Here is a 26,603-nt window from a genome sequence, read left to right as displayed (position 1 = left end):
AGCCGTCGTAATGGGAGCATGCATCGAGACAACGACAGCCAGCGACTTCACGACGATCTCCGCGGATTGGTATCCGGCGACGTGTTGTGTGACCCCGTCTCGTTGCAGCTCTACGCATCAGACGCCAGCATCTACCAAATTCGGCCCTTGGCCGTCGTGCGTCCGCGCTGCACCGCCGATGTTTCGGCCACAGTCCAATACGCATGTGACAATGATTTGCCGATTCATCCACGTGGCAGTGGAAGCGGAGTGTCCGGCGAATCCGTGGGCCCCGGCATCGTCGTGGACATGTCCGCTCACATGAAGCGTCTGTCGACCACAGAAGATGGCTCGCAAGTCACCGTGCAAAGCGGTGCCACGCTGTCCAGCGTCAATCGTTTTCTGAAGAGCCACCGACGTTGGTTCGGTCCTGACCCGGCCACTCGTTCCGTGACCACCATGGGCGGGGTGATCGCAACCAACGCATCAGGAAGCCACTACCTGCGCAGCGGATCCGCACGCGACACGATTCTTTCGTTGCGAATGATTGCCGCCGACGGCCGCTTGGTGGAACTATCCCAACATGATCCGGTCGCCCTCGGCGAAGAAGACCGTCCCACGGATCCACTGAACCAAGACCGCGATCACGAAACCGCCGTTCCGTTGTTGGACCGCTCGGGAGAAACCGGCTTCGTCAATCGCGTCACACGCGGGCTCGTTGAAATCCGCAACCGTTTCGCGCCCCATCTGCAATCCAACGCATTCTTGTCGCCCGCCAGCGGCGGATATCGCCTGGATGATTTGTACGATGCCAACCACCGCGTCGACCTCGCGAAATTCTTCAGCGGTTCCCAAGGGACATTGGGCATTCTGATCGACGCGACGTTGCGCACCGAAGCGATCCCGGCACATCGCGGTGTGGTGCTGTTCTTCTTTCATCGCTTGGACTCCGCGACGCGGGCCGCTGTCGCCGCCCTCGACCATGGTCCCATCGCATGCGATGTGATGGATCGCCGCTTGCTACAAATCGCTCGTGAAGGCGACAAACGGTTCGTGGACTTGGTGCCTCGCGAAGCCGAAGCCGCAATGTTGGTTGAGATTCAAGGCGAATCGCTGGGCGACCTCTACGACCGGCTTGCCATTCTGCGTCAGTCTTTATGCAGTGGTCCCGACGCGGCATTTCAATCGATGGACACCATTCGCGATGAAGTTCGTGACCTTTACTGGATGTTGTTTCGCCGAGTGATCCCACGGCAGTACCGTGTCCGCGGAACGCAAATGCCCTTGCCCTTTGTGGAGGACATTCATTCGCCGCCGGAACAAATTCCGGCGATGGTGGTGGCGGTTCAAAACGTATTGAAGCGACACCAAGTCACCGCGACCATTTTCGCACATGCAGGCCATGGTCAACTACACGTCCGCCCAATGCTGGATCTTCAGAAAGTGGAGGACCGAAGCAAAATTCGTCCGCTTAGCGAAGAAATTGCCAGTGTGGTTTGGGAACGTGGCGGACAAATCGGCGCCGAGCATGCCGCGGGACTCAGTCGTTCGTACCTGATGCCGAAACAGACCGGCGAACTTTGGCAAGCAATGGGTCAAGTCAAACGTTTGTTCGATCCCTATCACCGATTCAACCCAGGGAAACTCTTTGGCGCGGTCCTGCAAAAACCGGACGAAAACCTAAGACCTCAAGACCAGACGATCGAGATTGTTGCCGCCGGACGAAGCGTCATTCCTTCATCCATTGGTTTGTCTCGCAACGAGGTTTCGGATGACACATCACAGACGGTAGAAAACCCCGCATCCGACGCGGTTCCATCCAACAAAGTCCCACCGAACGCGCAACCCGCCATCATCGACGAAGCCACCGTCAAGCAGGACGTCCAACCAGCCAAATGGGTTGCGTCGCTCATGCCTCACGAGCCTGCACCTCAACTCGAGGTTCTGCAGCATTGGCCTGGCGGAGCTCCGATCACAACGACGACGCGAGCCTGCAACGGATGTGCGAGGTGTCGTTCGCACACGACTGATGAACGCCAATGCCCGATGTTCCGCATCACCTCAGTCGAGGAGGCTTCACCGCGCGCGAAAGCCAACCTGCTGCGTGGCGTGTTGAGCGGCCAACTGCCCGTTTCCGAATTGACTGGTGAACGAGCGAAAGCGGTCGCGGACCTTTGTTTCAATTGCCACTCCTGCCGTGTCGAATGCCCCGCGTCGGTCAACATCCCGAAAGTTGTCGGCGAAATCAAAGCTCAGTACGTCGCCACCAATGGACTCACGCTGTCCGATTGGCTGATCGGTCGCATCGACATGCTCGCGGCCTTGGGTTCGCGAGTGGCTTGGCTTTCGAACTGGATGATCCGCCGGCGTTCGCTGCGCTGGTTCGCGGAAAAGACGCTCGGACTATCAGCATCCAGAGAAATTCCGCCTCTGACCAGCGAACCTTTCTTGCGATACGCCGTGAGGCGACGTTGGCACCGTGCCTCACCCGCCGGTGGATTGAAAGTGGTTTACTTCGTTGACCACTTTGCCAACTATCACGACCCCGAAATCGGTCGTGCACTCGCGGAAATCCTTCAACACAACCGAATTGGGTTCTATGTTCCGACCGGGCAAAGCCTCAGCGGAATGGGGCGCATCACCGCAGGCGACTTGAAGGGTGCACGCCGTGTCGCCAAACGAAATGTCCGCTTACTGGCCGACGCGGTGCGTCAAGGCTATACCGTTTTAGCGACGGAACCGGCCGCGGCACTTTGTTTGAAACACGAGTACCCGAACTTGCTGGATACCGAGGACGCTCACCTCGTCGCCGAACATAGTTTTGAAGCATGCCACTATCTTTGGTCGCTGCATCAAGAAAAGCGACTCACGTTGGAGTTTGAACCGATCCGGCATCAAATGCTGTATCACCAGCCTTGCCATAGTCGCGTCCTGCACAGCGACACAGCAGCCGCGAATTTGATGCGGTTGATTCCCGAGTTGGAAGTCGATGTGGTCGCCAAAGGTTGTAGCGGCATGGCGGGGACGTGGGGTTTGCAACGCAAAAACTATCGCAACAGCCTTCGAATTGGTTGGCCCATGGTCTCCGCAGTTCGAAAGGCATCCCATTCCGCACCCACGACGGAATGCAGTGCCTGCAAACTTCAGATGGAACACGGTGGCAACTACGAAGCCGTACATCCGTTGAAGTTGCTAGCCCACGCCTACGGTCGCCTCCCCGCCTTGAATCTTCGCGGTCAAGCGAATTCCTAGTCCGTCACCCTTCGTCTGCATCGATCAATCATGTCACCGCCACGCAAACTCGAAGTCTTGCTCTTTGCCGGAGCCTGCGAAGCGGCCGGCGGCGTGGATCGCGTCACGATCGATTCGACCGATGAAGTCACCGCTGGTGAATTGCTGCAACATATCGCAGAACAACACCCCGCCTTGGCAGGACTGACGCAGCGATCGCGGTTGGCAGTGAACCAAAAGTATGTTGGCCACGACGAACCCGTCGATTCGGCCGCTGAAATCGCTCTGATTCCACCGGTCAGTGGAGGCTGAGCCTTGAAAGCGGAACCTTCGACCGTGGTCGACTCCACGGTGAACATTCGACTGACCGACGATCCACTGGAACCGTTGCTCGATTCGGAGAATGCAGCGGCCTGGCTATCGCACCCCGACGCGGGTGCGATGCTTTGGTTTCATGGCGTGACGAGGCGAACCACCATCTTGAAGGATCAGGTCAACGTCACCGAAGAGCTGGCTTACACCGCCCATCGCGAAATGGCGGTGAAAGAACTGCAACGTATTGCAAGCGAAGCGATAGAGGAATATTCGTTGCACCGAATCGTTCTTTGGCATCGCCTCGGAATCGTTCCGATCAGTGAAGCCAGTGTCATCGTCGGTTGCAGCAGTTCCCACCGAGTGGCCGCCTTGCAAGCGGTGGCCTCCGTAATGGATCACCTGAAACGCGATGTTCCCATTTGGAAGCAAGAACGTTTCGAGTCAGGCGATCGCCAGTGGATTCATCCGTCACCCACGACGGACGGTCCTCACTGACCTGGAGCTCCACCTTCATCGCGATCGATCAGTCGCGAGGCGGACGCAAGTCCTTGGTCGCCCCCGCACCTGTTTGCGATGCGCGGCGATTCTCTCGCTGGATCGCGTCATAGACTTCTTGACGGTGCACTGGGATGGCTTGGGGAGCTTCGATGCCCAGACGCACTTTGTCGCCTCGGATATCAACGATGGTTACGACCACATCGTCACCAATCATGATGCTTTCGTCGCGGTGTCGGGAAAGGACGAGCATGGTGTCCTCGGCTTATTTTATCGGAGTGGGAGAGCTTTCGAATCAAGTCGTCAGGAATTTCAAGCGTTTACGGCGGCAGTCCTTTGCCGGATGTAATTGCATTCCATCGCAATGTTCGCACGAGGTTCACCTGATGAAACAACACCCGTTGCTTCGCCTCGCGTACACCACTCATCGACGCCCGCCCAAGAATTGTTCAAGCATCGGTCAGAAGGTCGGCACGTGCCGGTCGTGCCGATTCGCCTTGGTACCCCGTTTGCAACGCTGGCCCGCTTTGCAACATGGCCACTCGCGTCCATGAACAGATGCGATGACGCTGGTTTCGCAACGCAAACGGCGACCAGTGAGATGCCAGCCAGCTTGCAAGGTTCGCATCAGCACGACATCACAGCGACGTTCCGACGCGGGCATCCGCATCACGGGCGATGAACGACACGCTGGCGCAGCAACAATGGCGAGCCCGTGAACGGACCCGCCATTTGTTGAGAGCTGTTCGTGTTCGCTGCGATCAGGCAGCACGCACGTTGGAAGTCGGCAACGGTTGAGCCGATTGTGCTGCGACGGTTGGCAACGGTTGACGCATGGGCCGGTCGTCGTTGGTGATGACTTGGCAACCAAGTCGTCGGTCCAAGTTCAACATCAATGGAGCACGCAAGTTGGTCGTCAATTTGCCGACGTGCCCAGCAACCGTCGTCATCACATACACCTCGGATCCAGAGGTGAGGTGCAGGCTCGCCAAGTCACGGCGGCCGATGTGAACGCGGTAATCCGGAAAGAAGGCTCGCGGGCTGATAACGGCCAATGCACGGTCGCCCCGAGCAGCACTTTGCAGCCAGGCAACGGCCGCGTTGTCTGGATCAGGGATCAACGCCCACTGATGCAGCGATTCCATTCCGATCAAGCCTTGCGGGAACAAAAACAACTGATCGGCGTTGAGCTCCAACGTGCCGAAGCGATGACTGTCAATCCGCATGACTTGAATTCCACTCGTCGAATTTTTTGGTGTTCCGGGACTGTCCCGTCGCTATGGGTATCGACCTTCGCGAGCTGCAAATTGACAGAACAATCCAGAAAACTCGAAATTTCCGCATGACCAATGCGATCGCTATGTTCGGTACAACCCGCAAACTCAACGCATCGCTGGGCCAGTCAACCGCAGGAAACCTACAAATAGTTCAACACGGTGATTCCGGAGGTTTGCCCGATGAACCGCATCGAAGCCTCCAGAGCAGCTTGCCGGGCTTGCAGCTCGCTGATGACAGCCGCCAAGTCAGCATCCATGGCATCGGACAATTGCGATTGCAGGAGAACGTTTTCGTTCTCGACGGCGGTGCGTGAATCCTGAAGAGCGGAATGCCACACACCGACGCGGCCTCGAGTTCGGGTGCTGGTATCCAGATCCTCGTCCAGCCGTTGTTGCAAACGCCCAATCTCGGAGATGTCGCCATCTCGAATGGCTGTTTCCAAACGCAGCAACGTGTCGATCGCGCCTCCCGAATCCCGCGGTTGGTAATCACGGCCATCCAAGACCATGAAAGCCCCCTGAATCTCGCCTTCTGCCGATGCTTCACCGGGTTCGATCCAACCGAGATACGTTCCCGCATCACTGACCCCGGGCTGGGAAACACGAATCGGATCTGCACCGGGAGGCACACTGAGTTGCAATCCATTGCCGACCGAATTGAGATCGACCAATACCCGCTGCGTGTCTTGGTTGTCGGGATGATTGCGAATCAGGTCAACGATGTCACCGACCGTACTGACATCTTCCAGCTCCAATTCGAGTTCGATTCCGTCCGGACGAGTGATCACCAGATCCGGCCCCTCGGGATTCAGACGCAATCCGCGACCGCGTGCGAGTTCGCTGACCAGCGTGTCCTCATCTGCCGTGCGAATCCCAAGCTGCGTCGCGGCTTGGCCGCCGTTTTCGCCAATGCTGTAGTCCACACCGGCACGCAAGCCGTGCACTTCAATGCTACCGCTCGTTTCATTCAAAACGGCCCGCACTTCCGCGTCGCTGCGGTTGATTGCAATGATCACATCGCCAACAGTTTCCGCATCTGAAAAGTCGATCGTGTAGCGGTCCGATCCTCGATCGATGACGATTCCGTCGGTCAGGTCCAAGCCGGCACCATTGTTCAGATCAGCAATGGGCGTCCCCAAAGTCACCTGGGGTGACAATCGATCGCCAACCAACGGCGGCGGCCGAAAACCTTGTGGGTTGGCAATCAATAAATCGGACGACAAACGACTGCCTTCCGAATCGCGAATCGCGAGAGTGCCAGGCAATCCGTCGGCGTATTGAACCGTCACCGAGTCGGGCCCAATCGTGAACGACAACGATCGGCCGTCCAAATCAACCGACCGAAACATGTCCGCCACGTCCCCAATGGTTGCCGCTTGCCGTAGATCGAGTTCCACGAAGTTGCTGCCATCGGAAACCGTCAGCACGCCCGGTTGCACCCCTTCGCCTTGACGCATGTCGATCAAACGCGTGTTCTCGTTCAGCGACGCTCCCAGCGATTGCCCCTGAATGAATGGCTCGCCCACGCCAATGGCTGATGCTGCGGTCACCGTGAACTCGGTCAAGGCTCCGTCGCCCAGCTTTGTTTGACCGATCGCTTGACTACCGTTGAACCGAACCGTCCCGCTGAGGTGTTCAAGGGCGGCGTCGGTTTCCAAGATCCCGCCCAAAATTTGGTGATCCGCGAACATCGCGTTTCCCGCACTGACCACCGCTTCCATCTGCTGACGAATCGTCATCGCCAACGCCTCTCGCTGGTCGTCAGACAGGACTGACTGAGCCGCCTCCACCGCCGCGCCGCGAGCCTCGATGATTGCACCGTCCACCTTGTCCAAGGTCACGTCGGCGGATTGGTAGAATGCTTCCACCGAATTCGCGTTGCGGACCATTTGCTCGGTCCGTGAAACTCCGCGTTGCAAACTGATGGCCTGAGCGGCGGCCGCGGGATCGTCACTGATACTCAACACCCGTCTTCCGGTACTGAGCTGGTCATACTGACGTTGAATCGCCAATTGATCGCTGTTCAACTGATGCATCAGCCGCTGATTCTGCATCGGCGTGCTGATACGATTCGTTGCGACGGGTAGTAGCGACATGATTCAATACCCGCTGTGTTCGTGAACACTGTGCGAGAGACAACGGTTCAGAAATTGATTGTGCAAGAATTTGCGGTATCGTTGTAATCGGCACAGTCAGTGCCGCGACTGAAGAGCAAACCGCAGACAAGCCCCATCCGACGGACAGGCCCGCAAGCGGACGATTCCGGCACCCGCGGCAATTTGCAATATCTCTCGCGGAATTACTCCCTATTCCAATTCATCCCTTCTTCTGAGAGCCACCAGCATGATTTTGATTGGCACGATGAATTTGACGCGAACGCTGGAATCGGGAGAGTTCTATTGCCCCACATGCAACTCAATTCAGGGACAACGCACTCGTTCCAAACGTCCATTCCTGACGCTCTACTTCATCCCAACGATTCCCATCGGAAACCCGGAACCGTTCGTGCAGTGCGACGGATGCAAATCGTCTTGGGATTTGAGCGTTCTCAGCATGGACCAGAAAACCCATGAGCGCGTCCGGGCAAACCAGTTTCGCAACGAGGCGATTCGTGCGTCGGTTTTGATCACGCTCGAAGACGACGAGATCACGGAACCCGAGATCCAGTCCCTACTTCGCATCAGCTCGCAAATCCTGGATCACCCCATCGATCGAGAAGAACTTGGTCGGCTCTGCTCAGTCGCCACGCAGTCCAACATCCGCACGAACAACTACGTGCTGACCGTCTCCAAACGGTGGACGATGCAGCAGCGGCTGACCGCGTTGCAGGCGATGTTCTTGGCCGCGACGTCCTGCCAGGAAGAAGTCTCCGACGCAAAGATCCAGCGGCTGGCGGAGATGGAGGAGATCCTGGAGCTGACCGAATCCGAATTCGAAGCGGTCATCGAAGATTCGGTACTCTTCGCGAATATTTGAGAGCGTTTGGCTTTGCAGGAGAATGAGCCGACTCGAAACGCCCTGACACCATCACTCCTCTCGCAATCGTATCTGACGCCACCAGCGAAAGAAGCGAACGATTCCCGCTAGCAACACGGCCGCACCAACGGCCAACGCCGAGTACCCGGCGACCAGCAACTCACGCGATTCACCAAAGAACTTGATCAGCGTCCCTCCCGTCCCGACCATCATCAGTGACGTTCGCAGATAAGCCAACAACGTCCGCTCGTTGGCCAAGTCCGTTCGGATGACGGCCAAGTCATTTCGTTTCTTGGCAAGAACGTCGCCGACGGGTTCCGCAGACGCTGAAGATTCGCGATCACTCATCGTCAAAAAAGCCGATTGATTCCGTTCAACGCAGCGACACGGTAGGCCTCGGCCATGGTCGGGTAATTGAACGTCGTCTCGATGAAGTATTCGATCGTGTTCTGACGACCGGGTTGATTCATGATCGCTTGGCCAATGTGAACGATCTCGGACGCGTTGGCGCCGAAACAGTGCACACCAAGAATTTCTTTGGTCTCGCGGTGGAACAACAACTTCAGCATCCCGGTAGTTTCGCCGGTGATCTGAGCCCGGGCCAACGATCGAAATTGAGCTTGGCCGACTTCATAGGGAACACAGCGTTCGGTCAATTCGCGTTCAGTATGCCCCACCGAACTGATTTCTGGACTGGTGTAGATCCCGGTTGGAATGTCGTGCAAACGCAGATTGCCATCAACACGCCCCAGCAAATGCATTCCCGCAGCGCGACCTTGTGTGTAAGCGGCACTGGCCAATGAGGGAATGCCGATGACGTCGCCCACGGCATAGATGTTTGGGACGCAGGTTTGGAACTGCTCGTCGACGATGACTTGCCCACGGCTGTTGGCCTCGATGGGCAGATTCTCCAATCCCAAATCGTCCGTGTTGCCTTGACGGCCATTGGCCCACAAGAACACATCGGTCTTCAAGATCTTTCCGCTCTTGAGATTCAAGATGACGCCGTCGTCTTGTCCTTCAATGCTCTCCATCGCTTCGTTGTGACGAATGATGACGCCTTGGTCGCGCAGATGATACGACAACGCATCAATGATTTCGTCATCCAAGAACTCCAACAACTTCTCACGCGTGTTGATCAAATTCACCTTGATGCCCAGGTTGCGGAACATCGAGGCGTATTCCGTTCCGATCACCCCCGCACCGTATACCGTGATGGAAGAAGGTTTGTCCTTCATCTCCAAAATCGTGTCGCTGTCGAAGATTCGCGGGTGCGAGAAGTCGACGCCCGGCGGACGATAAGGACGCGAACCGGTCGAGATCACAAACGATCGCGCGGTGATGTGTTCCCCATTGTCGATTGAGATGGTGTATTCATCGAGGAACCGGGCTTGCCCGCGAAAAATCGGCACATTGTTGCGGTCGTAAAACGATTGCCGCATGGAAACTTGTCGACCGATGATGGCCTGTGTGCCACGGTTCAGTTGCTCCATCGTTGGGCTGACCGCGAACCCCATTTCGCGCATCACGGGGTTCTTCAGTGACTTCATGGTACTGGTCACCGCGTAACGCAACGCTTTGCTGGGGATGGTGCCCCAATGCGTGCAGCCGCCGCCAATTTGGCGATACCGTTCCGCCACACCGACTTTCAGCCCACCTTTGGCGGCTTGCATCGCGGCCCCTTCACCGCCTGGTCCGGTTCCGATGACGAAAAGATCGAAGTCAAACTTGTCGGGCATATTCGCGGCGGCGGGCTGAGGGGATTCGATCGGGTGATTTTCACTCTTTGATTCTTCGGAGGTCGCCGTCCCGTTGGCCGAGGCGGATTCGGTCGCTGATGTCATGCCGCGTTTCCTGGTTGATGCAATGAATCGTGGATCAATTCGAATGACTTCCGAATCAAACAAGCTTCACTCGATGTCGACACCCGATGATTGGGTACCACTGACGGAACAATTCTGGTCGAATCGTTGGTTCGTCCAATTCCATCACGTCATCGAATAGTCTTGTTTGTACGATGTTGCTTGCTTGCGTCCAGACGGGTGTCCATTTTGCCGAGGTTCGCAGGAATGTCGAATCCGTCAGTGATTTGATCGATCAAGTCAGCGAACAGGGCGTGGAACTCGCCGTCTTTCCCGAATGCGTGCTGACCGGCTACGGATACGATAGCCGCGAGGAAGCCCTGGCTGTGGCACCAACCATCGACTCGCCCGAAATCGATCAATTGGTGCAAAGATGCGGCGAGAAGAAGCTAGCCATCACGTTTGGCACCCTGTTACGCACTACGCGAGACGACGGGGCAGATGAGCTCCACAATTCCGCGTTGCTAATCGACGGCGTGGCTCCAACCGGCCCCCAAATCATCGGCCGATACAACAAAGTCCACTTGCCGCACTTGGGTGTGGATCGGTTTGTGGATCGCGGTGAAGCGTGTGATCAAGTCTTCGAAATCACCACCGGTTGCCGCGTCGGATTGGGGATTTGCTACGACAGTTCTTTTCCTGAACCGATGCGTGCGCTCGGGTTGGCGGGTGCGGATGTCATCGCGTTGGGAACCAATTGGCCCGTCGCAGCGTTTCGAACCGCAGAGATTGTTCCTCCCGCTCGCAGCATGGAAAACCATCTGTTTTTCGTCGCGGCCAACCGGATCGGAAACGAGCGAAATTTTGACTACTGCGGACTTAGCTCCATCTGTGGCCCCGATGGTGTCGAACTGGCTCGAGCTCCCGATGATTCGCCGATCATTCTGACCGCCGACATTCAACTCGAAGCCGCTCGCAACAAACGGATCGAGAGGACCGTGGGGAAACACGTCATCGACCGATTCGCCGATCGCCAACCCAATCTTTATTCGCGGTTGTCGCAGAGCGATTCGTGACAGCAATGCGAGCAACCAGCGACGGATCCGCGAAGCGTTGTCGGCGTGCTCTGCAAGATGCGAGTGATCACTTCGCCAAATAAATGGCTTCGCCGGTGAAACGTCGACGCAACTCCTCGTCGCTCCATGACACCTTGCCCACGGCGGGATCGCCAATCAACCAGCGACCGCCATCGGTGCGGCCCAGCACGGTGACGACGTGACCAACTGACACGTTGCCCAGAAATCCGTGGTCCTGCGGGTTGTCACCGCCCATCTGAAAGCGTACCAAAGCCACATTGGGAAGCTGACCGCTATCGGACCATCGTTCCGGGCGTCGCGAAGCCACCTTGGCCGTCAAGTCATGCTGCTTGGCAACGGTGGAAAGACCGCGATAGAGCCCGAGTGGTGCGGTTCCCAAAGAACTGCTCAAGCAAGCGGACGCCAAATCCTTTTCATCCGCTTTGACTCCGGCGTGGTCCAGCAGTGTGACGGCTGCTGCGGGTGCGCAGCTCGCAGAATTGGACTGCATGTAGACACCGTCCTGCCATTGACTCATCCACTGCGGCTCCGGAGGTGAATCCCAATCCAGCGGGAACAGCACGGGGCGAGCGATCGGAGTGATGACGAACGCGATCGCCAAGGTCATCAGGATTCCACCGACCACGGGCCGAAAGGCTTTCCGCAAATCGACCACGTGTCCGGCCATTCCGGCGCAAAACGCCAACACAACAGGCGTCACATTCGACCAATACAAAGCCGCGGAGGAGGTGATCGCTTCCGCCCAGATCAATCGACCGAAGAAGCTCCAGGCAAACAGGAACGAAACCCCAATCAGCCCCAAAAAGACAGTCCGATCGGATCGCGGTGACGCGAATTGGAAGCGGCATCCCAGGCGATAAGCACCCAGCGTGAGGATCGTCACGACGATCACAGCCAACGCCAACTCCAGGTCAGGCCTGACGAGCTCCAACGACATAGGGAAGCCTCCACGAATAGAAAAGATGAGAAGACAATGGGGGCAACATTAACTTTAGATGAATTTAACGTTACTAACTTATGTCGTCTCCTGCAAACGCCAACTTCATGCTCGCTTCATCAAAATTTGATCAAGACGGTCAGTTTTCATGATTGGCGCCGCTGAGAAAATGCGCAAGCAAGTGTGTTTTCCGCCAAATTCCGACAGCCAGACACCGGTGCATTTATTGCGCCAAACGAAGACTGCTGATCTCCCATCCATTTTTGGCCTCGCTTGCGGTAGGCTGCTGCCTTCGATGCTTCCTCCCATCCCACTCCACAACGAATGAAATCCGTGTCCGTTTCTGACCGTGCCGCCGACCAAATCCGTCCCGTCGAAATTGAATGCGGGTACTTGGAATCCAATCCCGCCAGCGTGCTTTACAAAAGCGGTAAAACGATCGTGCTCTGCACGGCTTCGGTGGAAACCAATGTTCCGCCGTGGATGGAAGGGCGCGGCAAGGGCTGGGTCACCGCCGAATACAACATGCTGCCGGGCAGCACGAGCCCGCGAAAAAGGCGTGACCGCAGCGGCAAGGTGGATGGCCGCACCACTGAAATTCAGCGTTTGATCGGCCGCAGTCTTCGTGCGATCGTGGACCTGCACGCGTTGGGCGAACGTTCCATCACAGTCGATTGCGACGTGTTGCAAGCAGACGGCGGCACGCGAACCGCGTCGATCACGGGTGGATACATCGCATTGGCCCTGGCCGTTTCGCAACTCGCCCAAACACCAGATTTGGATCCGCCCGTCGATCCCACGAAAGTTCTGCGAGACTCCGTTGCGGCCATCAGCGTCGGTGTCATCGGCGAGGAAGTCGTCTTGGATCTGGATTATCGACTGGACTCGGCGGCCGATGTGGACATGAACGTCATCATGACCGGCGGAGGCCGCTTCATTGAGATTCAAGGCACCGGCGAGGAAGCCACCTTCGACGACACGCAACTCGCTGAGCTGTTGCGTCTTGGTAAAATCGGAATCGCAGAACTCACTCGTCTGCAACAAGCTCAACTGAACAACTAGTTCGGTCAGCACGGATTCGTATCATGCCGCATTCGTCGCAAGACAATCGACGATCGATCCGTCCGTTCGCTGTCGCTCCGCCCGGCGGACAAAATCGGTGATTCGCAATCTCAAACAGGCGCCGGTCGGGAAGCACCGCGTCCTCTTCATTCACCAGGAAAGTGCATGAACACATCGCCCGATAAAATGCGAGCCGCGATTTACGGCGTCGGCTTCATGGGATGGATCCACAAACTCGCTTATGATCGCTCGCGAACAGCCGACTTGGTTGGCTTTGCCAGCCGCGATGCAAAGAAACGGCAGGGCGATTGGAGCGGTATCCAAGGAAACTTTGGCCCGCCTGGCGAACAGTGGGACGTGTCAGGGTTGACCGTGACGGACAACCTGGACGGTCTGCTGCAAGACGATTCGATCGATCTGATTGACGTTTGCTTGCCGCCTCATTTGCACGTTGATGCGATCCAGAAAATCCTCGCTGCGGGAAAGAAGGCCCTTTGTGAGAAACCGTTGGCACTCACCGCTGCAGATGCTGAATCCTTGCTGGCGAGTGCACAGCCGGGCCAACTGATGGTCGCCCACATTTTGCCGTTCATGCCGGCGTTTCGCTTTCTGGTCGAAGCGAAATCCGACGGGCGTTTTGGGCAACCAATCACGGGGCGATTCATGCGAACGATCAGCCCACCGGATTGGATTCCCGATTTCTACGATGCCTCTCGCGTCGGCGGCCCACTGATCGACCTGCAAGTCCACGACGCCCATCTGGCTCGTGTTCTTTTTGGCATGCCAGTAAGTGCTCACTGTGCCAGCCACTTCAAACAAGGCGTTCCCAAACGTTACGAAACGATTCTGGAGTACGCGTCGACAGACGAATCAAAATTCACTCCCGTGGTCAGCTTGGCTGGCGGCGTGATTGATTCACCCGCACGAGGTTTCACGCATGGTTATGAAGTGTCGTTTGAACAGGCCACCGTGCGATTCGAATTCGCGGCCTACAACGACGAGTCCACCGACACGATTCCTCTGACGGTCATGCACAACGACGGCAGACTTGAACGGCCAGAGCTTGATAGCAGTGATCCAATTGATGGCTTTGTTGACGAGATCAACGCGGCGGCGGAGGCGGTTGCCGGCGGCCCGGTGCATCCGGTGCTGGACGCGAAATTGGCAACGGACGCATTGAAGATATGCGAAATGCAAATGCCGACGCATGACCACGACGAGCACTCCGACCGCGTGTCGAATTCCGGTGCGGGGTCTTGAACGCGATGCCAACTACATCCGCAACGACTTCATCGTCTAGCAGCCAACTCGCGAATCGCTTGATCGACCATCTGCGAGCCATCGGAGATTTGGTTATCGCATTCTCGGGTGGCGTCGATAGCAGTGTCGTTGCCGCGGCGGCGCATGCGAGCGGGGTTCGTTGCGTTGCCGTCACCGCAAAATCTCCCGCGGTCGCCCAATGGCAAATCGATTGGTCAAAACGAATCGCTGATCAAATCGGCATTGACCACCAGTGGGTCCAAACCAATGAATCGGAACGCGGCAATTATCAACGCAACCATTCCGACCGATGCTTCTACTGCAAGCAAACACTGTACGAATTTCTTGCTCCCATCGCGGTGGAAAGAGCGGCCACGATTGTCTCCGGTACCAACGCCGATGACCTGGGTGACCATCGTCCAGGGATTCAGGCCGGGATGCTCGCCAAAGTTCGGACTCCGTTGGCAGACTTGCACCTCGGAAAGTCCCAGGTTCGTGCCCTCGCGAAACACTTTGGCTTGCAGAATGCAGACCTTCCGGCGTCGCCTTGCCTGGCGAGCCGCATTGCTTACCACGTGGAGGTCACCCCCGAACGGTTGCGCCGAATTGAAGCTGCCGAAGCGTGGTTACGCTCGCGAGGGGTGCCAGATTGTCGGGTCCGCCTGCACGCAAATGAATTAGCGAGGATTGAGGTGCCCACGCCGTATTTATCACAGGTCGTCCAATGGACAGAAAACAACGATTTGGTCGACGCGTTCATTACAATGGGGTTCCGTTTCGTCACCCTGGAACTGGGTGGGTTGAGCAGCGGTAGTCAAAATCGTGGACTGGCGGATTTGGATTTGGTGCAACTCGCGGTCCCCGATGCGTCCAAGCCAAAATGCCCCGATCCGAATTGATTCATGGCTCGCTGATGCAGTGATTGCATGCTGATTCAGCAATCGTTGCGAAACGGAAGCATGGCTCAAACGTCGGTTCGGTGATCGAAGCGATCCTTCCCATACCATTCCCTCTTCCGCAACTGTTTGCCGAAAACATCTTTCCCCAAAAGGCTCGTTCGTGAGTGACCTAGTTGGCTGTCGTGTTGGCGACTACCAAGTGCTTCGGCGTTTGGGCAGTGGCGGCATGGCCGATGTCTACGCAGCCAAACACTTGAAGCTCCGACGCGATGCGGCTCTGAAGGTGCTTCGCCAAACACCTCAGACCAGCCCAGAAGATCTGCGACGTTTTGAAAGAGAGGCTCAAGCCGCCGCTTGCTTGAATCATCCCAGCATCGTTCAGGTCTATGAAATTGGTGACCACCAAGGCAACCACTTCATCGCTCAAGAATTGATCGACGGATCCAACCTCAAGCAGTGCCTGCAACAAAGCGGCCAGTTTTCTTCGCAGGAGGGCATCGAGATCCTACGCTGCGTGACCGAGGCTTTGGTGATCGCACATCGCGCCGGGATCACTCACCGCGATATTAAACCTGAAAACATCATGCGGTCCAAAGAAGGCGACATCAAAGTCACCGACTTTGGGCTCGCTCGCGTTCTGTCCAACACAGATGCCAGTGCCGCGGACCTCACTCGCGCCGGGCTCACACTTGGCACGCCGCGATACATGAGCCCGGAACAAATTCAAGGACACAAGGTCGACGGACGAAGCGATCTTTATTCGCTTGGCGTGACGCTTTACCACTTGCTGGCCGGACATCCTCCTTTCGACGCGGAAGAACCGTTGGCTTTGGCCGTCAAGCATTTGCATGAAATGCCGCAACCACTCGATCACGCCCGTGGCTCTGCCGACCTTCCGTCTTGGCTTGCCGCCACCGTGATGCGTTTGCTTCGGAAATCGCCCGAGGAACGTTTCTCTTCAGCAATGGAACTGCTGGAAGTGATCCGGGCCAATTGCCCGGCGACGGAATCATCCATTCCAACCATTCCAACCATTCCACTTCCAACCGACACGTCAGCTACCGAGTCCCAAGCGTCCACGCCTTCCGCCGCAGCGAACTACCTTGGGTCCACATCAGCAACCATCCAACTCCAACGCGTCACGGACGCCATCGCCAGCGACCGACGTCGCGATCCAATGCGATGGTTGGGGCTGCTGACCTTAGTCGTGCTCGCCTCTTTGGCGGGTTGGGGACTGGCAACCATGGCTCGCGGGCCATCGATCAGCCGTTCCATCCGAGCACCGCTGGTTGCGAAAGCGGCTTCGATTGAAGACCAATACTGGCAAGCAATCGCGACCGACAGCGTTCCCGCTTGGCGGGCCGTTTCGGAATTCTTCCCGAAAGACGAGATCTCTCCTGAAGACGAGATCTACCACTCCAAAGCCGCGTTGCAACTGACTCGATTGTTGATCAACGATCAACGCTGGGCCGAAGCTTCGGCGACGCTCGCCAGCGTCGAACAATCCGCAAACTCGTCTCGCCTTTATCGAGCACTCGCTCTGGTGATGCGTTACCAGATTCAAACCGGTACCGGTCAACGTCGGGAAGCGGACCGTACAAAAACCAACCTTCGGAATTTGGTGGACGAACTCAAACGCGATCAGTCAGCGGCGTTGGAAACCTTCCGAACCTTGGTTCCTCTTTCTGAACGATTGAAACTGGGGCTGGACGAACCCGCGATCATCGATGGGCCGAGTGCCCGCCGAAGCGGGACGGTGACGCCATCCTCATCCAGGAGCATCTGAATTCACGGCTGAAGTGCAAACGTTCAGGTCGCAGGCAGCAGCGAACCTCAGTCGAGATTCAATTCGTCCAACACGTCGCAAATCAGCTCTGCGTCGACGCGACACATGCCCTTGAGGTCTGGGTTCAACAGCAACCCATAACCATCGGCGACGTAGTCCAATAGAGTTTCGCCATCGACCAAGAAACCGCCCACCTCATCGTCGCCGAACAAATCAGAGCGAAGCTCAACAAACTCCCCGGCCTGAGTTTCCCCGGTGAACGCGACCAAGTAGGGCGATCCCTCCATCTCCGCCGTCAAAGCCCCCAAGGCATCCGTTTCTTCGTCATCGCGAAGATGGATCAAGACATACGAATGCGGCATCAAACAATCCGCTAATTGAGCCGCATCACGCTGCTCAATCGCGGTTCGACACTCGTTCGTATTCAAGTCAGAATCGGCTGGCATGTTGGTAAGATAACGAATCTGGCGACTTTGCAGAATCAGTCGCCTCTGGTTTTCGAAATTTTGTCCCCTCAACCGGTGGTGAGCGGAAAGTGACGAGACACCTTGTCGCGTCGCGTCCGTCTGCGAAAACGTGGCACAAGCAAGAAGTCAGCCTGGATCAGGCGATCGACTCATTCCCGTTCAATCCAAGGTCGGCGATGCTTCTGTCTCTCGACTGATTGTCGAATCCTGAGGTGACATGAACCGGGATGTCCCATTCCAGGTCGGCCAGCCTAATCTCCCCCCCCAAAGATGGATGCACAAAATCCGCATTCGATTCGATTCTTGTTTTGTCTAGATTTCTGTTTCTCATCTTCTGCATTTGTGAGATACTCTCTCGCCCTCTCTGCCCCGAGCTGGCACCGGTTGATTCCGAGAAAGATTCTCTGAAATAACGCTCCACTTTGTGAAGCAATGAGTCGCCATGATCCGAAAACTGCTCGCACCCACCCTCGATTTCCGCGAGGCCAGCCGTCTTATATTGGAATATCTCCAAGAACAGACCGGTCTCGCGCTCTGGATGATCACCCGCACCGAAGATGAAGGGTGGATTGTCTTGGACCATGCCGACCCTGACGGTGTGTATCCACTGGACCCCGGAGATATGATTCAGTGGTCCGATTCGTTCTGCCGCCACATGATCGATGGAACGGCACCGCAAATTGCGCATCACGCTCAGTCCATTCCAGAATTCGCCAGCTCAGCTCTCTCGAAAAAGCTTCCGATCGGCGCCTATGCGGGCGTTCCCATTTTGGATCGTGACGGCGAAGTCTTTGGAACGCTGTGCGGGATCGATCCTGACATCCAACCGAATGATTTCGATCGGCACCTTCCCCTGATCCAATTGCTGTCTCGGATGCTTGGCGGCTATCTATCGATGGAACTTCAACTGCAATCTTTGCAGCGAAAGAATGATCGCAGTTCGTTGAATCAAATGGTGGACCCCACCACCAGTTGCTTCAACCCGGAAGGCTGGAGTCGGCTGACCCAGCGAGAACGCGAAAGGGCGTCACGCTTGGGACGCCCTTCTCATGCATTGAGGATCAAAGCGGACCTGCAAGAAGACCATGATTTGCATCATGTGGTGGCCGCGATCAAGGAAGAGTTTGGATCCAACTACTTGGTTGGACACGTCACTGACAACCAGTTTGAGATTCTACTGGAGGACCACGAGTTCTCTCTCGTGGGAAAACGCGGGCAGTCCATCCAAGGTCGATTGGCTCAAAACGGCATCCACTCTGACTACGACGCGTTCAGCCTCTCCCATTTGGATGACAAGACGCATTGAGCAACAGGTTGCTTCGCATTCACGGCAACCGACTTACTGAATTCAAAGCAGGTCGTTCTCTTCCAACCGGACGAGCAAGCGAACAATCTCGACTGGACGCGTGAACTCAAGCCGTTCCAAGATTTTAGCTCGACGCACTTCAACGGAGCGTCGTGTCAGCCCGACCATGGTCGCGATTTCTCCGGTGGTCTCGCCGGTCGCGATTGCTTCGCAAATCTGTCGATCGATCGCATCCAACTGCTGAAACACTAGTAAAGATTCGCTTAGGGACGGCCGGTCATTCAACGCGGATTCTTTCTGATACGCGACCGGCCGAAGCAACATCGCAGCGACGACATCGCTCGTGTTTTCCATCTCCACACGAATCCCGGCGACGTCCCAAAAACAAATCCGACCGCGTTCGTCTTCCGCACGAAACGAATACTCGATTTCCGTCGCCCCCAAAGTCACCAGTTCGCATCCCAATAGCAGAACGCGACGAATCTCATTCGGCACCTCTTCAGGCACAGGAGCTTGGTTCGCAAACGCGACTTCTGGAAACAAATCATCGAGCGTTTGATTCCAAACCATCAGGTGGCACCGGTGGTCGACCAGAAATGCCCCTGATTCAAGCCGGATATCGAGCAGACTGCGTCGTAGATAGTCCAAACGCTGCGAACTGATGTCAGCATCGGCCAACTCTGCCTTCGCGTCCGACGAATCACCAGCAGCTCCGCCAAAATGAAGGCTCAACCAGCGTTCGATCAAACGACGGTCATCGCTCAGCGATCGGCGATACGCCAAGCGATAGATCGACGTGAAATCGGACTGGAACATGCCACACCTCAACCCGTTGGGGAGGAAAGCACCACGTCGGCGATTCAATCATCTAGTCAAACAACGCGACGTCATTCTGGTGCGTGATCAATTGATCGTAACATGCCCCCACACCAGGCGCCCTTGCGACATTCTCGCACGAGGGGGTGTAACTCTCCGGCTCCACTCAAAACACAAGCAATCACTGATTGCTGGTCGAGCGTCTTGATCAACAGCGGCGGCCTGCGAGGGACTGCCAATGGGGCACAATGCAGTCCCCCACAGAACCACCTAACAAAGTGACTCCATGTCGCGGGGCAAGCAACACGAGAGTCTCCTTGATTCATTCGTTTCGCATTTGCGAACACTTTGTGCATCGGATACGCAAATATGCACAATGACTGAACAAATAGCAACCCGGACAGCCAGCCTAATCGCCCTATCCTTTCGGGTCGATGTTCATTTCGAGTGCGGAATCGACCGATCAAAGACCTCCTGCACATAAGAACACATCGACCCGCAACGGTAAACCAGGCTCCTTTCCGGGACACCATTGGAAAACCAAACCCCCGTATCCGTCCCAAAGAAAAGAACTTCGCTGGCCTTATCGAGAGCTTCCGGGGGAATGCGCTGACGCGTTATTGCCACACCGTTCTCCGATAGCAGTGTCCAAACGTGATTTTCAGTCACTCCCGGCAACACTTTTTCTTTCGGAGCAAAGATCAGCGTTCCATCTACGACGATTGCGATATTCGCGATGTTTGTTTCGGTTAGGCTGCCATCGCAATCAATCAAGACCCCGGTCGCGTCCGGCGCGATCTGCTTGGCATGTTGGTCCGCCAAATAGTAGTGCAATCGATTCCGGACTTTGGCATGCCTCGACCAGCATTCTGGTGCCGGTTGTTGGACCTGAGTTACGACCAACGGTTGGCCGTGCTTTCGCCGGTGAGCAACCAGTGCGTGGTCGATTCGGTTCAGATGGATTGCCCAAGTTGGCTGTCCTGGCTGACAACCTGGGGTCATCCAGATTGTCAAACCGCAATCCTGATTTCGCATCCAATCTTGATTGCGATGAATGCACTGGATGGCCAATTCTTTCAAATGTTCGACCGACGGCGTCCCATCGATCTGGACCAGACGCAGAGTTTCGGCGAGTCGCTCGAGATGCTGATCCAACAGGAACAAGTTTCCGTTGTAGGTCCGCAACCTTTCGACGGCCGTGACTCCCTGTCGAAATCCGATGTCATCCATCGGCAGAGAGATCTCACGAGAAGCTTGCCAGCCATCGATCTCCCACGCCGGACAACAGAAGTAGGCCAGGTGATCGACGTTCACTTGCATGTTTCTTAATCGCGACGAATCTGCACTCAAGTCGACGGGACCATGTTCTTTGGATCGGCCGACTCTTTTTGAGCGACCTTACCATTGGCTTCCTTCGCTCGTCGCCACAAAGCCACAATTTCTGAGAACAACGACTCGGCTGATGTTTGGTGATAGGGCGAGTCTGCTGGTAACCCTTCTGTCAATCGACGGTGTGCCTTGCCGAGATTGTGATAGGGCAAACGCGGAAAGAGGTGATGCAACGCGTGAAACCGAGTTCCGATCGGTCCCCACAATTCGCTCGCCCAGGCATGTTTGGGATAGTTCACGGAATCCAGCAACTGTTCCGAAAACGACATTTCACCACCGTCGTTGGTCCAACGATGGGCCCCCAAAGTACGAACTTCGTTCAAGACCAAGATGCCGACACCGACCGCGTATGCGATCAACCAAAAGGGATCCAACCATTGATCGCGAAGCAAGCCGCCGCGAATCAGGAACCAAACACACCAAGCAAAGCAAAGAGCCTCTTGTAGGATGACGATCCGCATCACCTTGGGCGAGGCATCCGGACGTTCATAGAACGGGTCCACGACCATCGTCGACAAATGGCGATGCACAAAGGGCCGTAGCTTGGGGATCAACCAACAAACAGGACTGACAATCAAGAAACGAAAGATTGCCAGAAACGGCAAGAACAACGCCTGGCCAATAAACAGGAAGATCAGCCACGGTCCACGATTACTCAGCGGCAGATACTCCCCATCATGCTCGGTCCCATAGTGCTTGCGTCGGTGATGGTCGACGTGAGGGTAATACAGAAACGAGGGCACAAAAAAGAAGATGCCACAAAGAGCATTCCAGGCGACGCGGAACGCGGTGAAGCCTTTTTCCGGCAAATGCACCAACTCATGGATGAACATCAACGCTCGCATGTACAGAATCAATGTCAGCACATAGCAAACGGCCATTCCGGCCCAAACTGTGGGAGTGAATCCGTAAAACCACGGCAACAGAAAGATCCCATGCAGAAACACGTGTCCCGCCAGAATCGAACTTAGAAAGTCGATCCAATAGATTTTTTGGTTGGGTCGCTGAAGGTCAGCGATCAGGGCACGAGCTTCTGAAAATCGAAACCCATGGCACGACGGGTTGGAGCCGGAACCGCTCATTTCACTTCTAAACAATTGGGGTGTGAACGAGACATCCTGTCTGAGGTAAGATCAGAACTAGTCAATCAGACAACAAATTGCAATTCAGATTTGGCTTTCTTGCCCGCCATTGCATTGATTCCGCCACGTCAATCAAATCCATGTTGGCAGTCGGCGAAGTTCGATGCCGCCCCAGATCGGCACGGAGCCGAACCTGGGCAACCAGAAACCGCTGTCTGACTGTCCAATCTCGCCCACCACCCATCAGGAAGACGCCCTTTTGCCTCCCTCGGACCATCCCGCAACCAACGGGAATCAAACTTCGGGCCCCCCTCATGTCGTGGTGGTTGGGGCGGGCGCTGCGGGGATGATGGCCGCAGCCGAAGCCGCCTACGCGGGTGCCAAAGTCACTCTGTTGGAAAAGAACAACAAAACGGGCGTGAAGATCCTGATGTCCGGCGGCACCCGCTGCAACATCACGCATGACACAGATGCGAAAGGAATCGCGGAAGCATTCGGCAAGTCCAAACGATTTTTACAACCCAGCGTGGGCAAGTTTGGCCCTACCGACGTCATCAAACTCTTCAACGAGTGGGGCGTCCCGACTAAGCGTGAAGACACGGGAAAGATCTTTCCAGTCAGTGATCGAGCCGTCGATGTGCGGGATGCTCTTCACCGACGGATGCTGGATGCTGGGATCCGCCTAGAAAAGCAAACCGCCGTGCTCAACATCAGCCGAGCGGAGGCGACCACTTCCAACGAACCCGGTGGGCAATGGCGAATCGCGGTTTCACGAAACGGTGCGCAAGATGAACTGCATGCCGACCGGGTCGTTGTGACCTCGGGTGGAAAGAGTTGGCCGGGCTGCGGCACCACCGGTGACGGTTATCCGTGGATGAAAGCCCTCGGGCACCAAATCGTCGCGCCTCGCCCAGCCTTGGTTCCTTTGATCGGAGGAACCGAGGCGACGCAGAGCCTATCGGGACTGACTTTGCCCGACATTCGTGCGTCTGTCTTCACGCCCGACCATCGTTCGGGAAAGAAACCCAAACTCGAGCGACGATCGTCATGGCTGTTCACCCACTTTGGATTCTCGGGCCCCGCCGCGATGGATGTCAGCGGTGTCATGACGGAATGTCCGTCCATCCGCGAAGCGAGACTTCGCCTGGACTTGATTCCCGATGTCGCTGAAACGGAGCTCCGCACTCTGCTGTCTGATCGCTCATCAGAACGCGGTCGCCGTAGTCTCCTCGCTCTGTTGCAACAGTGGTTGCCGTCGCGTCTCGCGGGCCATCTCTGTCAAGCCAATTGCCCGTCCGATCCCAACGTCAACTTGTCACAACTCCCTGGCAAAGCACTTCAGACAACCATCGAATCGCTCAAGCGATGGGAGCTTCCGGTCCACGACACCCGCGGATTCGCGAAAGCGGAAGTGACCGCTGGTGGCGTTCAACTTTCTGAGGTCGATCCCCGTACACTGGAAAGCCGAATCGTGCCGGGGCTTTACATTGCCGGAGAGATCCTTGACGTCGACGGGTGGATCGGCGGCTTTAACTTTCAGGCGGCGTTCAGCACCGGCAGAGCCGCCGGAATCGCCGCAGCGACTGGCGGGACAAACTAACCGGTCGCTTCTGGCCAAGCGTCTTGTTGTCTTCGACTCATCGCATCTCGATCCTCTACAAAGAACCAACATGCCTGATTTGATCGCGCAAGGAGCCGGTGACGGCTATCGATGGCGAAAAGGTTTGCCAGAATTGGTTGCTGGGGTTGAGATCTTGATGGGCCGGCAACCGTCCGGCGATGCCAAACCGGTGACCGTCGTCTCGGCCAACCAGCACACCGGCGAAACCGACACGGACGATTCAAATGCGACCGAGCCGGAACCGTATCCGGCTCGCGACCGACGTCGAACTCGCACGGTTCATTGGCAAGTTCCCTGGGATCATTCGATCTCACGCTCCCATGCCATCCTCACCGCATTGAGCAACGATCGCTTGCAAGTGTTGCGTGACGAACGTGCTCGCAACCCGATCTTCTTTCGAGGACGTCCCAGAGACCGCTTCGTATTGGTGCCCGGCGAACACTTTGTGATCGGTGAAACAACTTTCACGCTCGCGCGTCGGCCTGGATTCACGGATCAGGTCGGCGGAGTCGGACACGAATCGTCCAGCTCTCGCCACCAATCCATCGCGGAGCGGGCCGCCGACGCATCCACACCTCGCCCGGGCCCCATCCCAGCCGAACTCCGGTCAGACCTCGTTTCGGACCGCGACGGTGTGACCGAAATGGCTTTCGAGGCATCGGCACTCCGCGACCGTGATTTTCGTGATACCCGCCGTCGAATCCAATTGCTGGCTCGACTACCCGACATCGTGGCCGGCAGTGTTGATGATGAAGAACTGCTCGTCCGAGTCTCCGACACGTTGCTGCGTGCCACTCCATCCGCCTCCACCGTGGCAATTGTTCAATCAGACCCAGTGGAGAAACAAGCCTTCGGCGGCATCGATCATGCATCGGACGAATCCGGCGACATGAAAGTTCTGCACTACGACTGCCGCGAGAATTTGACCCAGCAACACGCAGTCAGTTCGCGACTGGTCAAAACAGCTCTCAAACGTCGTGAAAGCGTGCTGCACCTATGGGATTCACAAGGCAACCGAGGAGTCGAATACACCGCAGCGGAAAATGTCGACTGGGCCTTTTGTGTTCCGCTTCGCAGCGACGCTTGTGCCGGATGGGCGATCTATGTTGCCGGATCCCGAGCGTTGGGTGCTAATTGGAAAGAGCTATCAGAGGACTCTGGCACATTGGCGGATCGTCTGGGTGACGATGTCAAATTCGCCGAGGTTGTCGGCTCCCTCATCTCAGGAATTCGTCAAACATCCCACTTTCAACAGCGGCACCTAGCCATGCGGCGTTTCTTCGCGCCCGTGGTGTTGGACGCTCTTTCGGGACAAGACCCTCAAAGCTGGTTGCAGCCACGCCAGTGCGATCTAAGCGTGATGTTCTGCGACCTGCGCGGGTTCTCAAGAACATCTGAGATGCAGAGCGACCAACTATTGCTATTGCTTGAACAAGTCAGTGCGGCATTGGGCGTAATGACGCGTCATATTCTCGATACCGGCGGCGTGATCGGTGATTTTCACGGTGATGCCGCAATGGGTTTTTGGGGCTGGCCAATCGAACTGCAACTCGAACACCCAGAAGCCGACCTCAGCTCATCGGCCCACATCGTCGCGAGCGTCCTGGCCGCTGCGAAAGCAGCTGCTGGCATTCGCCTGGACTATGCATCCGGCAACACTGAATTTCGTTGCGGAATCGGCATCGCGTCGGGTCCAGCCGTCGCGGGCCGCATTGGGACGGTGGATCAAGTCAAAGTCACCGCCTTTGGTCCCGTCGTGAATTTGGCCAGTCGGTTGGAAGGCCTAACCAAACACTTCGGAGTCGAAATTCTACTGGACCACGCCTCAGCGGATGCCCTCCGATCTTGGAGCGAACATCTTCAGTCCACCACGCAAGAACCATTCTTTCGACTTCGCAAGTTGGGTCGCGTCCGAGCCGCGGGACTCAAGATTCCGGTGGACGTCTATCAATTGGTGGTGCCGGTTGAAGGACAGTCCAACCTGTCGGACGCACAGATCGAAGCTTACCACCAGGGCTGGGAAGAATTCGCTCGCGGTGAATGGGACTCCGCCTACGAACGCCTGCTCGAACTGCCGGCATGGGACCGCCCCAAAGACGTCTTGTTGCGGATCATCCTGCAGCATCACCGAACCGCACCGGCGGGCTGGGACGGCGTGCTCGATTTCCCGAAATAACGAACAGTATCTTGCAGAAACGCGACCTACCCACCATTTACTGGGCGCAAAAAGAAAGGCGACTCGAACGAATCAAGTCGCCTCAAATCGAGACTGGAAGCACATCCTTGTTATCCATTCTTTGTATGAGATGGATTACCCCATCAACTTTTCGAGCGCGGTCAGTGCGTTTTTCGCATCTTGAACGCTGCCCATTTCTTCCACGATCTTCTTCACTTGCAACAACGAATCCAAAGAGACTTCGTTGCTAGCAGCTTTGGAAGTCGAGCCTGCGGGACGACCACGTTTCGCGCCGGTTTTCTTCGCAGCTGGCGACTTCGCGGCCGACTTGCGAGCCGACTTTTTCGCGGACTTGCCCATGGTGGTGGACTTGACCGTGCTCACGAACGCAGGCGTGACATCGATTCCTTTCTTTCCCAACTCTGCAGCCACTTCCATGGGCTTTGCACTCGGGTTTGCAGTGTAATAGTCACGGATAGCTTGCGACTTGTTGGGTCCACCAGATTTTTTGGCCACGTTTGACTCCATAAGGGTGTTTGAAACTCAAGTTGGGCACACGTTATAAAAAAGCGGTTTACTGTCAATGCTCCAACACTCAACTATGCAATAAATCACTTCATTTATTTTCAC

The 26,603-nt window shown here is 56.3% G+C and carries 23 protein-coding genes; 12 read left to right on the top strand and 11 right to left on the bottom strand.

The window, feature by feature from the left end:
- Positions 1 to 18: 18 nt before the first annotated feature.
- The 3 genes from LOC70_RS20165 to LOC70_RS20155 are packed head-to-tail and all read left to right on the top strand — an operon-like array spanning position 19 to position 4,020.
- Positions 19 to 3,231, top strand: a complete 3,213-nt coding sequence (locus tag LOC70_RS20165) for an FAD-binding and (Fe-S)-binding domain-containing protein (protein ID WP_230255772.1) — start codon at positions 19 to 21, stop codon at positions 3,229 to 3,231.
- Between the two features lie 30 nt (positions 3,232 to 3,261).
- Positions 3,262 to 3,522, top strand: a complete 261-nt coding sequence (locus LOC70_RS20160) for a MoaD/ThiS family protein (protein ID WP_230255771.1) — start codon at positions 3,262 to 3,264, stop codon at positions 3,520 to 3,522.
- 3 nt (positions 3,523 to 3,525) lie between these two features.
- Positions 3,526 to 4,020, top strand: a complete 495-nt coding sequence (locus LOC70_RS20155; RefSeq protein ID WP_230255770.1) for a molybdenum cofactor biosynthesis protein MoaE — start codon at positions 3,526 to 3,528, stop codon at positions 4,018 to 4,020.
- A 28-nt stretch (positions 4,021 to 4,048) separates the two neighbouring features.
- Here the strand turns inward: LOC70_RS20155 and csrA are convergent, their stop codons facing one another.
- The 3 genes from csrA to LOC70_RS20140 all read right to left on the bottom strand — a co-directional run bounded on the left by csrA (position 4,049) and on the right by LOC70_RS20140 (position 7,351).
- A complete protein-coding gene (gene csrA / locus LOC70_RS20150) occupies positions 4,049 to 4,273 on the bottom strand; it encodes a carbon storage regulator CsrA (protein ID WP_230255769.1) in 225 nt (74 codons plus the stop codon).
- A gap of 508 nt (positions 4,274 to 4,781) precedes the next feature.
- The gene (gene fliW / locus LOC70_RS20145) at positions 4,782 to 5,246 is read right to left on the bottom strand and encodes a flagellar assembly protein FliW (protein ID WP_230255768.1); all 465 of its coding nucleotides are present in this window, start codon (positions 5,244 to 5,246) and stop codon (positions 4,782 to 4,784) included.
- Positions 5,247 to 5,437: 191 nt separating this feature from the next.
- Entirely contained in the window at positions 5,438 to 7,351 is a 1,914-nt protein-coding gene (locus LOC70_RS20140; RefSeq protein WP_255716507.1) for a flagellin N-terminal helical domain-containing protein, read from the bottom strand.
- Positions 7,352 to 7,640: 289 nt separating this feature from the next.
- Here LOC70_RS20140 and LOC70_RS20135 point away from each other — a divergent pair, with 289 nt between their 5' ends.
- Positions 7,641 to 8,273 (top strand): zinc-ribbon domain-containing protein, encoded by a 633-nt coding sequence (locus LOC70_RS20135; RefSeq protein ID WP_230255766.1) that lies wholly within the window; start codon positions 7,641 to 7,643, stop codon positions 8,271 to 8,273.
- A 51-nt stretch (positions 8,274 to 8,324) separates the two neighbouring features.
- Here the strand turns inward: LOC70_RS20135 and LOC70_RS20130 are convergent, their stop codons facing one another.
- Positions 8,325 to 8,621 carry a DUF202 domain-containing protein gene (locus LOC70_RS20130; RefSeq protein WP_230255765.1) on the bottom strand — a complete coding sequence of 99 codons (297 nt, stop codon included), beginning with the start codon at positions 8,619 to 8,621 and terminating at the stop codon, positions 8,325 to 8,327.
- 2 nt (positions 8,622 to 8,623) lie between these two features.
- Positions 8,624 to 10,117: a Si-specific NAD(P)(+) transhydrogenase gene (gene sthA, locus LOC70_RS20125; protein ID WP_230255764.1), complete on the bottom strand. Its 1,494-nt coding sequence runs from the start codon at positions 10,115 to 10,117 to the stop codon at positions 8,624 to 8,626.
- 173 nt (positions 10,118 to 10,290) lie between these two features.
- On the opposite strand from sthA, the gene LOC70_RS20120 reads away from it, so the two are divergent.
- A complete protein-coding gene (locus LOC70_RS20120; protein ID WP_230255763.1) occupies positions 10,291 to 11,151 on the top strand; it encodes a carbon-nitrogen hydrolase family protein in 861 nt (286 codons plus the stop codon).
- 67 nt (positions 11,152 to 11,218) lie between these two features.
- Here the strand turns inward: LOC70_RS20120 and LOC70_RS20115 are convergent, their stop codons facing one another.
- The gene (locus LOC70_RS20115) at positions 11,219 to 12,109 is read right to left on the bottom strand and encodes a cysteine peptidase family C39 domain-containing protein (RefSeq protein WP_230255762.1); all 891 of its coding nucleotides are present in this window, start codon (positions 12,107 to 12,109) and stop codon (positions 11,219 to 11,221) included.
- Positions 12,110 to 12,442: 333 nt separating this feature from the next.
- On the opposite strand from LOC70_RS20115, the gene rph reads away from it, so the two are divergent.
- The 4 genes from rph to LOC70_RS20095 all read left to right on the top strand — a co-directional run bounded on the left by rph (position 12,443) and on the right by LOC70_RS20095 (position 17,116).
- Positions 12,443 to 13,171: a ribonuclease PH gene (gene rph, locus LOC70_RS20110; RefSeq protein ID WP_315857287.1), complete on the top strand. Its 729-nt coding sequence runs from the start codon at positions 12,443 to 12,445 to the stop codon at positions 13,169 to 13,171.
- A 165-nt stretch (positions 13,172 to 13,336) separates the two neighbouring features.
- Positions 13,337 to 14,431 (top strand): Gfo/Idh/MocA family protein, encoded by a 1,095-nt coding sequence (locus LOC70_RS20105; RefSeq protein ID WP_230255761.1) that lies wholly within the window; start codon positions 13,337 to 13,339, stop codon positions 14,429 to 14,431.
- 5 nt (positions 14,432 to 14,436) lie between these two features.
- Positions 14,437 to 15,330, top strand: coding sequence for an ATP-dependent sacrificial sulfur transferase LarE (gene larE, locus LOC70_RS20100; protein WP_230255760.1), 894 nt, complete (start codon positions 14,437 to 14,439; stop codon positions 15,328 to 15,330).
- A gap of 160 nt (positions 15,331 to 15,490) precedes the next feature.
- Positions 15,491 to 17,116, top strand: a complete 1,626-nt coding sequence (locus LOC70_RS20095) for a serine/threonine-protein kinase (RefSeq protein ID WP_230255759.1) — start codon at positions 15,491 to 15,493, stop codon at positions 17,114 to 17,116.
- 47 nt (positions 17,117 to 17,163) lie between these two features.
- Here the strand turns inward: LOC70_RS20095 and LOC70_RS20090 are convergent, their stop codons facing one another.
- On the bottom strand, positions 17,164 to 17,562 hold the full coding sequence (locus LOC70_RS20090) for a hypothetical protein (protein WP_230255758.1): 399 nt from the start codon (positions 17,560 to 17,562) through the stop codon (positions 17,164 to 17,166).
- 463 nt (positions 17,563 to 18,025) lie between these two features.
- Between LOC70_RS20090 and LOC70_RS20085 the strand changes: the two genes are divergently transcribed.
- Positions 18,026 to 18,889 (top strand): GAF domain-containing protein, encoded by an 864-nt coding sequence (locus LOC70_RS20085; protein ID WP_230255757.1) that lies wholly within the window; start codon positions 18,026 to 18,028, stop codon positions 18,887 to 18,889.
- Positions 18,890 to 18,931: 42 nt separating this feature from the next.
- Here the strand turns inward: LOC70_RS20085 and LOC70_RS20080 are convergent, their stop codons facing one another.
- The 3 genes from LOC70_RS20080 to LOC70_RS20070 form a co-directional block, all read right to left on the bottom strand.
- Positions 18,932 to 19,705 carry a LuxR C-terminal-related transcriptional regulator gene (locus LOC70_RS20080; RefSeq protein WP_230255756.1) on the bottom strand — a complete coding sequence of 258 codons (774 nt, stop codon included), beginning with the start codon at positions 19,703 to 19,705 and terminating at the stop codon, positions 18,932 to 18,934.
- A 438-nt stretch (positions 19,706 to 20,143) separates the two neighbouring features.
- Positions 20,144 to 21,025, bottom strand: a complete 882-nt coding sequence (locus tag LOC70_RS20075) for an aminotransferase class IV (RefSeq protein WP_230255755.1) — start codon at positions 21,023 to 21,025, stop codon at positions 20,144 to 20,146.
- Positions 21,026 to 21,051: 26 nt separating this feature from the next.
- On the bottom strand, positions 21,052 to 22,176 hold the full coding sequence (locus LOC70_RS20070) for a fatty acid desaturase family protein (RefSeq protein WP_230255754.1): 1,125 nt from the start codon (positions 22,174 to 22,176) through the stop codon (positions 21,052 to 21,054).
- A gap of 163 nt (positions 22,177 to 22,339) precedes the next feature.
- On the opposite strand from LOC70_RS20070, the gene LOC70_RS20065 reads away from it, so the two are divergent.
- Both LOC70_RS20065 and LOC70_RS20060 read left to right on the top strand, forming a co-directional pair.
- A complete protein-coding gene (locus LOC70_RS20065; protein ID WP_255716270.1) occupies positions 22,340 to 23,776 on the top strand; it encodes a BaiN/RdsA family NAD(P)/FAD-dependent oxidoreductase in 1,437 nt (478 codons plus the stop codon).
- A gap of 70 nt (positions 23,777 to 23,846) precedes the next feature.
- Positions 23,847 to 25,973: an adenylate/guanylate cyclase domain-containing protein gene (locus LOC70_RS20060; RefSeq protein WP_230255753.1), complete on the top strand. Its 2,127-nt coding sequence runs from the start codon at positions 23,847 to 23,849 to the stop codon at positions 25,971 to 25,973.
- Positions 25,974 to 26,108: 135 nt separating this feature from the next.
- On the opposite strand, the gene LOC70_RS20055 is transcribed toward LOC70_RS20060, so the two are convergent.
- Positions 26,109 to 26,411, bottom strand: coding sequence for a hypothetical protein (locus tag LOC70_RS20055; RefSeq protein ID WP_230255752.1), 303 nt, complete (start codon positions 26,409 to 26,411; stop codon positions 26,109 to 26,111).
- Positions 26,412 to 26,603: the final 192 nt, after the last annotated feature.

Source organism: Rhodopirellula halodulae, from assembly GCF_020966775.1.
GTDB classification, from domain to species: Bacteria; Planctomycetota; Planctomycetia; order Pirellulales; family Pirellulaceae; genus Rhodopirellula; species Rhodopirellula halodulae.
Note: the sequence above shows the minus strand (reverse complement) of the source record. Positions and strands in the feature narration are given on the sequence as shown.

What these genes read in the sequence shown, in the direction of transcription:
- sthA (WP_230255764.1), bottom strand. Translation starts at nt 10,117, where the DNA reads ATGACATCAGCGACCGAATCCGCCTCGGCCAACGGGACGGCGACCTCC.
- LOC70_RS20070 (WP_230255754.1), bottom strand. Translation starts at nt 22,176, where the DNA reads ATGAGCGGTTCCGGCTCCAACCCGTCGTGCCATGGGTTTCGATTTTCA.
- LOC70_RS20060 (WP_230255753.1), top strand. Translation starts at nt 23,847, where the DNA reads ATGCCTGATTTGATCGCGCAAGGAGCCGGTGACGGCTATCGATGGCGA.
- LOC70_RS20140 (WP_255716507.1), bottom strand. Translation starts at nt 7,351, where the DNA reads ATGCAGAATCAGCGGCTGATGCATCAGTTGAACAGCGATCAATTGGCG.
- LOC70_RS20085 (WP_230255757.1), top strand. Translation starts at nt 18,026, where the DNA reads ATGATCCGAAAACTGCTCGCACCCACCCTCGATTTCCGCGAGGCCAGC.
- LOC70_RS20090 (WP_230255758.1), bottom strand. Translation starts at nt 17,562, where the DNA reads ATGCCAGCCGATTCTGACTTGAATACGAACGAGTGTCGAACCGCGATT.
- LOC70_RS20115 (WP_230255762.1), bottom strand. Translation starts at nt 12,109, where the DNA reads ATGTCGTTGGAGCTCGTCAGGCCTGACCTGGAGTTGGCGTTGGCTGTG.
- LOC70_RS20055 (WP_230255752.1), bottom strand. Translation starts at nt 26,411, where the DNA reads ATGGAAGTGGCTGCAGAGTTGGGAAAGAAAGGAATCGATGTCACGCCT.
- fliW (WP_230255768.1), bottom strand. Translation starts at nt 5,246, where the DNA reads ATGCGGATTGACAGTCATCGCTTCGGCACGTTGGAGCTCAACGCCGAT.
- LOC70_RS20120 (WP_230255763.1), top strand. Translation starts at nt 10,291, where the DNA reads ATGTTGCTTGCTTGCGTCCAGACGGGTGTCCATTTTGCCGAGGTTCGC.
- LOC70_RS20130 (WP_230255765.1), bottom strand. Translation starts at nt 8,621, where the DNA reads ATGAGTGATCGCGAATCTTCAGCGTCTGCGGAACCCGTCGGCGACGTT.
- LOC70_RS20105 (WP_230255761.1), top strand. Translation starts at nt 13,337, where the DNA reads ATGAACACATCGCCCGATAAAATGCGAGCCGCGATTTACGGCGTCGGC.
- LOC70_RS20065 (WP_255716270.1), top strand. Translation starts at nt 22,340, where the DNA reads ATGCCGCCCCAGATCGGCACGGAGCCGAACCTGGGCAACCAGAAACCG.
- LOC70_RS20135 (WP_230255766.1), top strand. Translation starts at nt 7,641, where the DNA reads ATGATTTTGATTGGCACGATGAATTTGACGCGAACGCTGGAATCGGGA.
- LOC70_RS20165 (WP_230255772.1), top strand. Translation starts at nt 19, where the DNA reads ATGCATCGAGACAACGACAGCCAGCGACTTCACGACGATCTCCGCGGA.
- LOC70_RS20080 (WP_230255756.1), bottom strand. Translation starts at nt 19,705, where the DNA reads ATGTTCCAGTCCGATTTCACGTCGATCTATCGCTTGGCGTATCGCCGA.
- csrA (WP_230255769.1), bottom strand. Translation starts at nt 4,273, where the DNA reads ATGCTCGTCCTTTCCCGACACCGCGACGAAAGCATCATGATTGGTGAC.
- larE (WP_230255760.1), top strand. Translation starts at nt 14,437, where the DNA reads ATGCCAACTACATCCGCAACGACTTCATCGTCTAGCAGCCAACTCGCG.
- LOC70_RS20160 (WP_230255771.1), top strand. Translation starts at nt 3,262, where the DNA reads ATGTCACCGCCACGCAAACTCGAAGTCTTGCTCTTTGCCGGAGCCTGC.
- LOC70_RS20075 (WP_230255755.1), bottom strand. Translation starts at nt 21,025, where the DNA reads ATGCAAGTGAACGTCGATCACCTGGCCTACTTCTGTTGTCCGGCGTGG.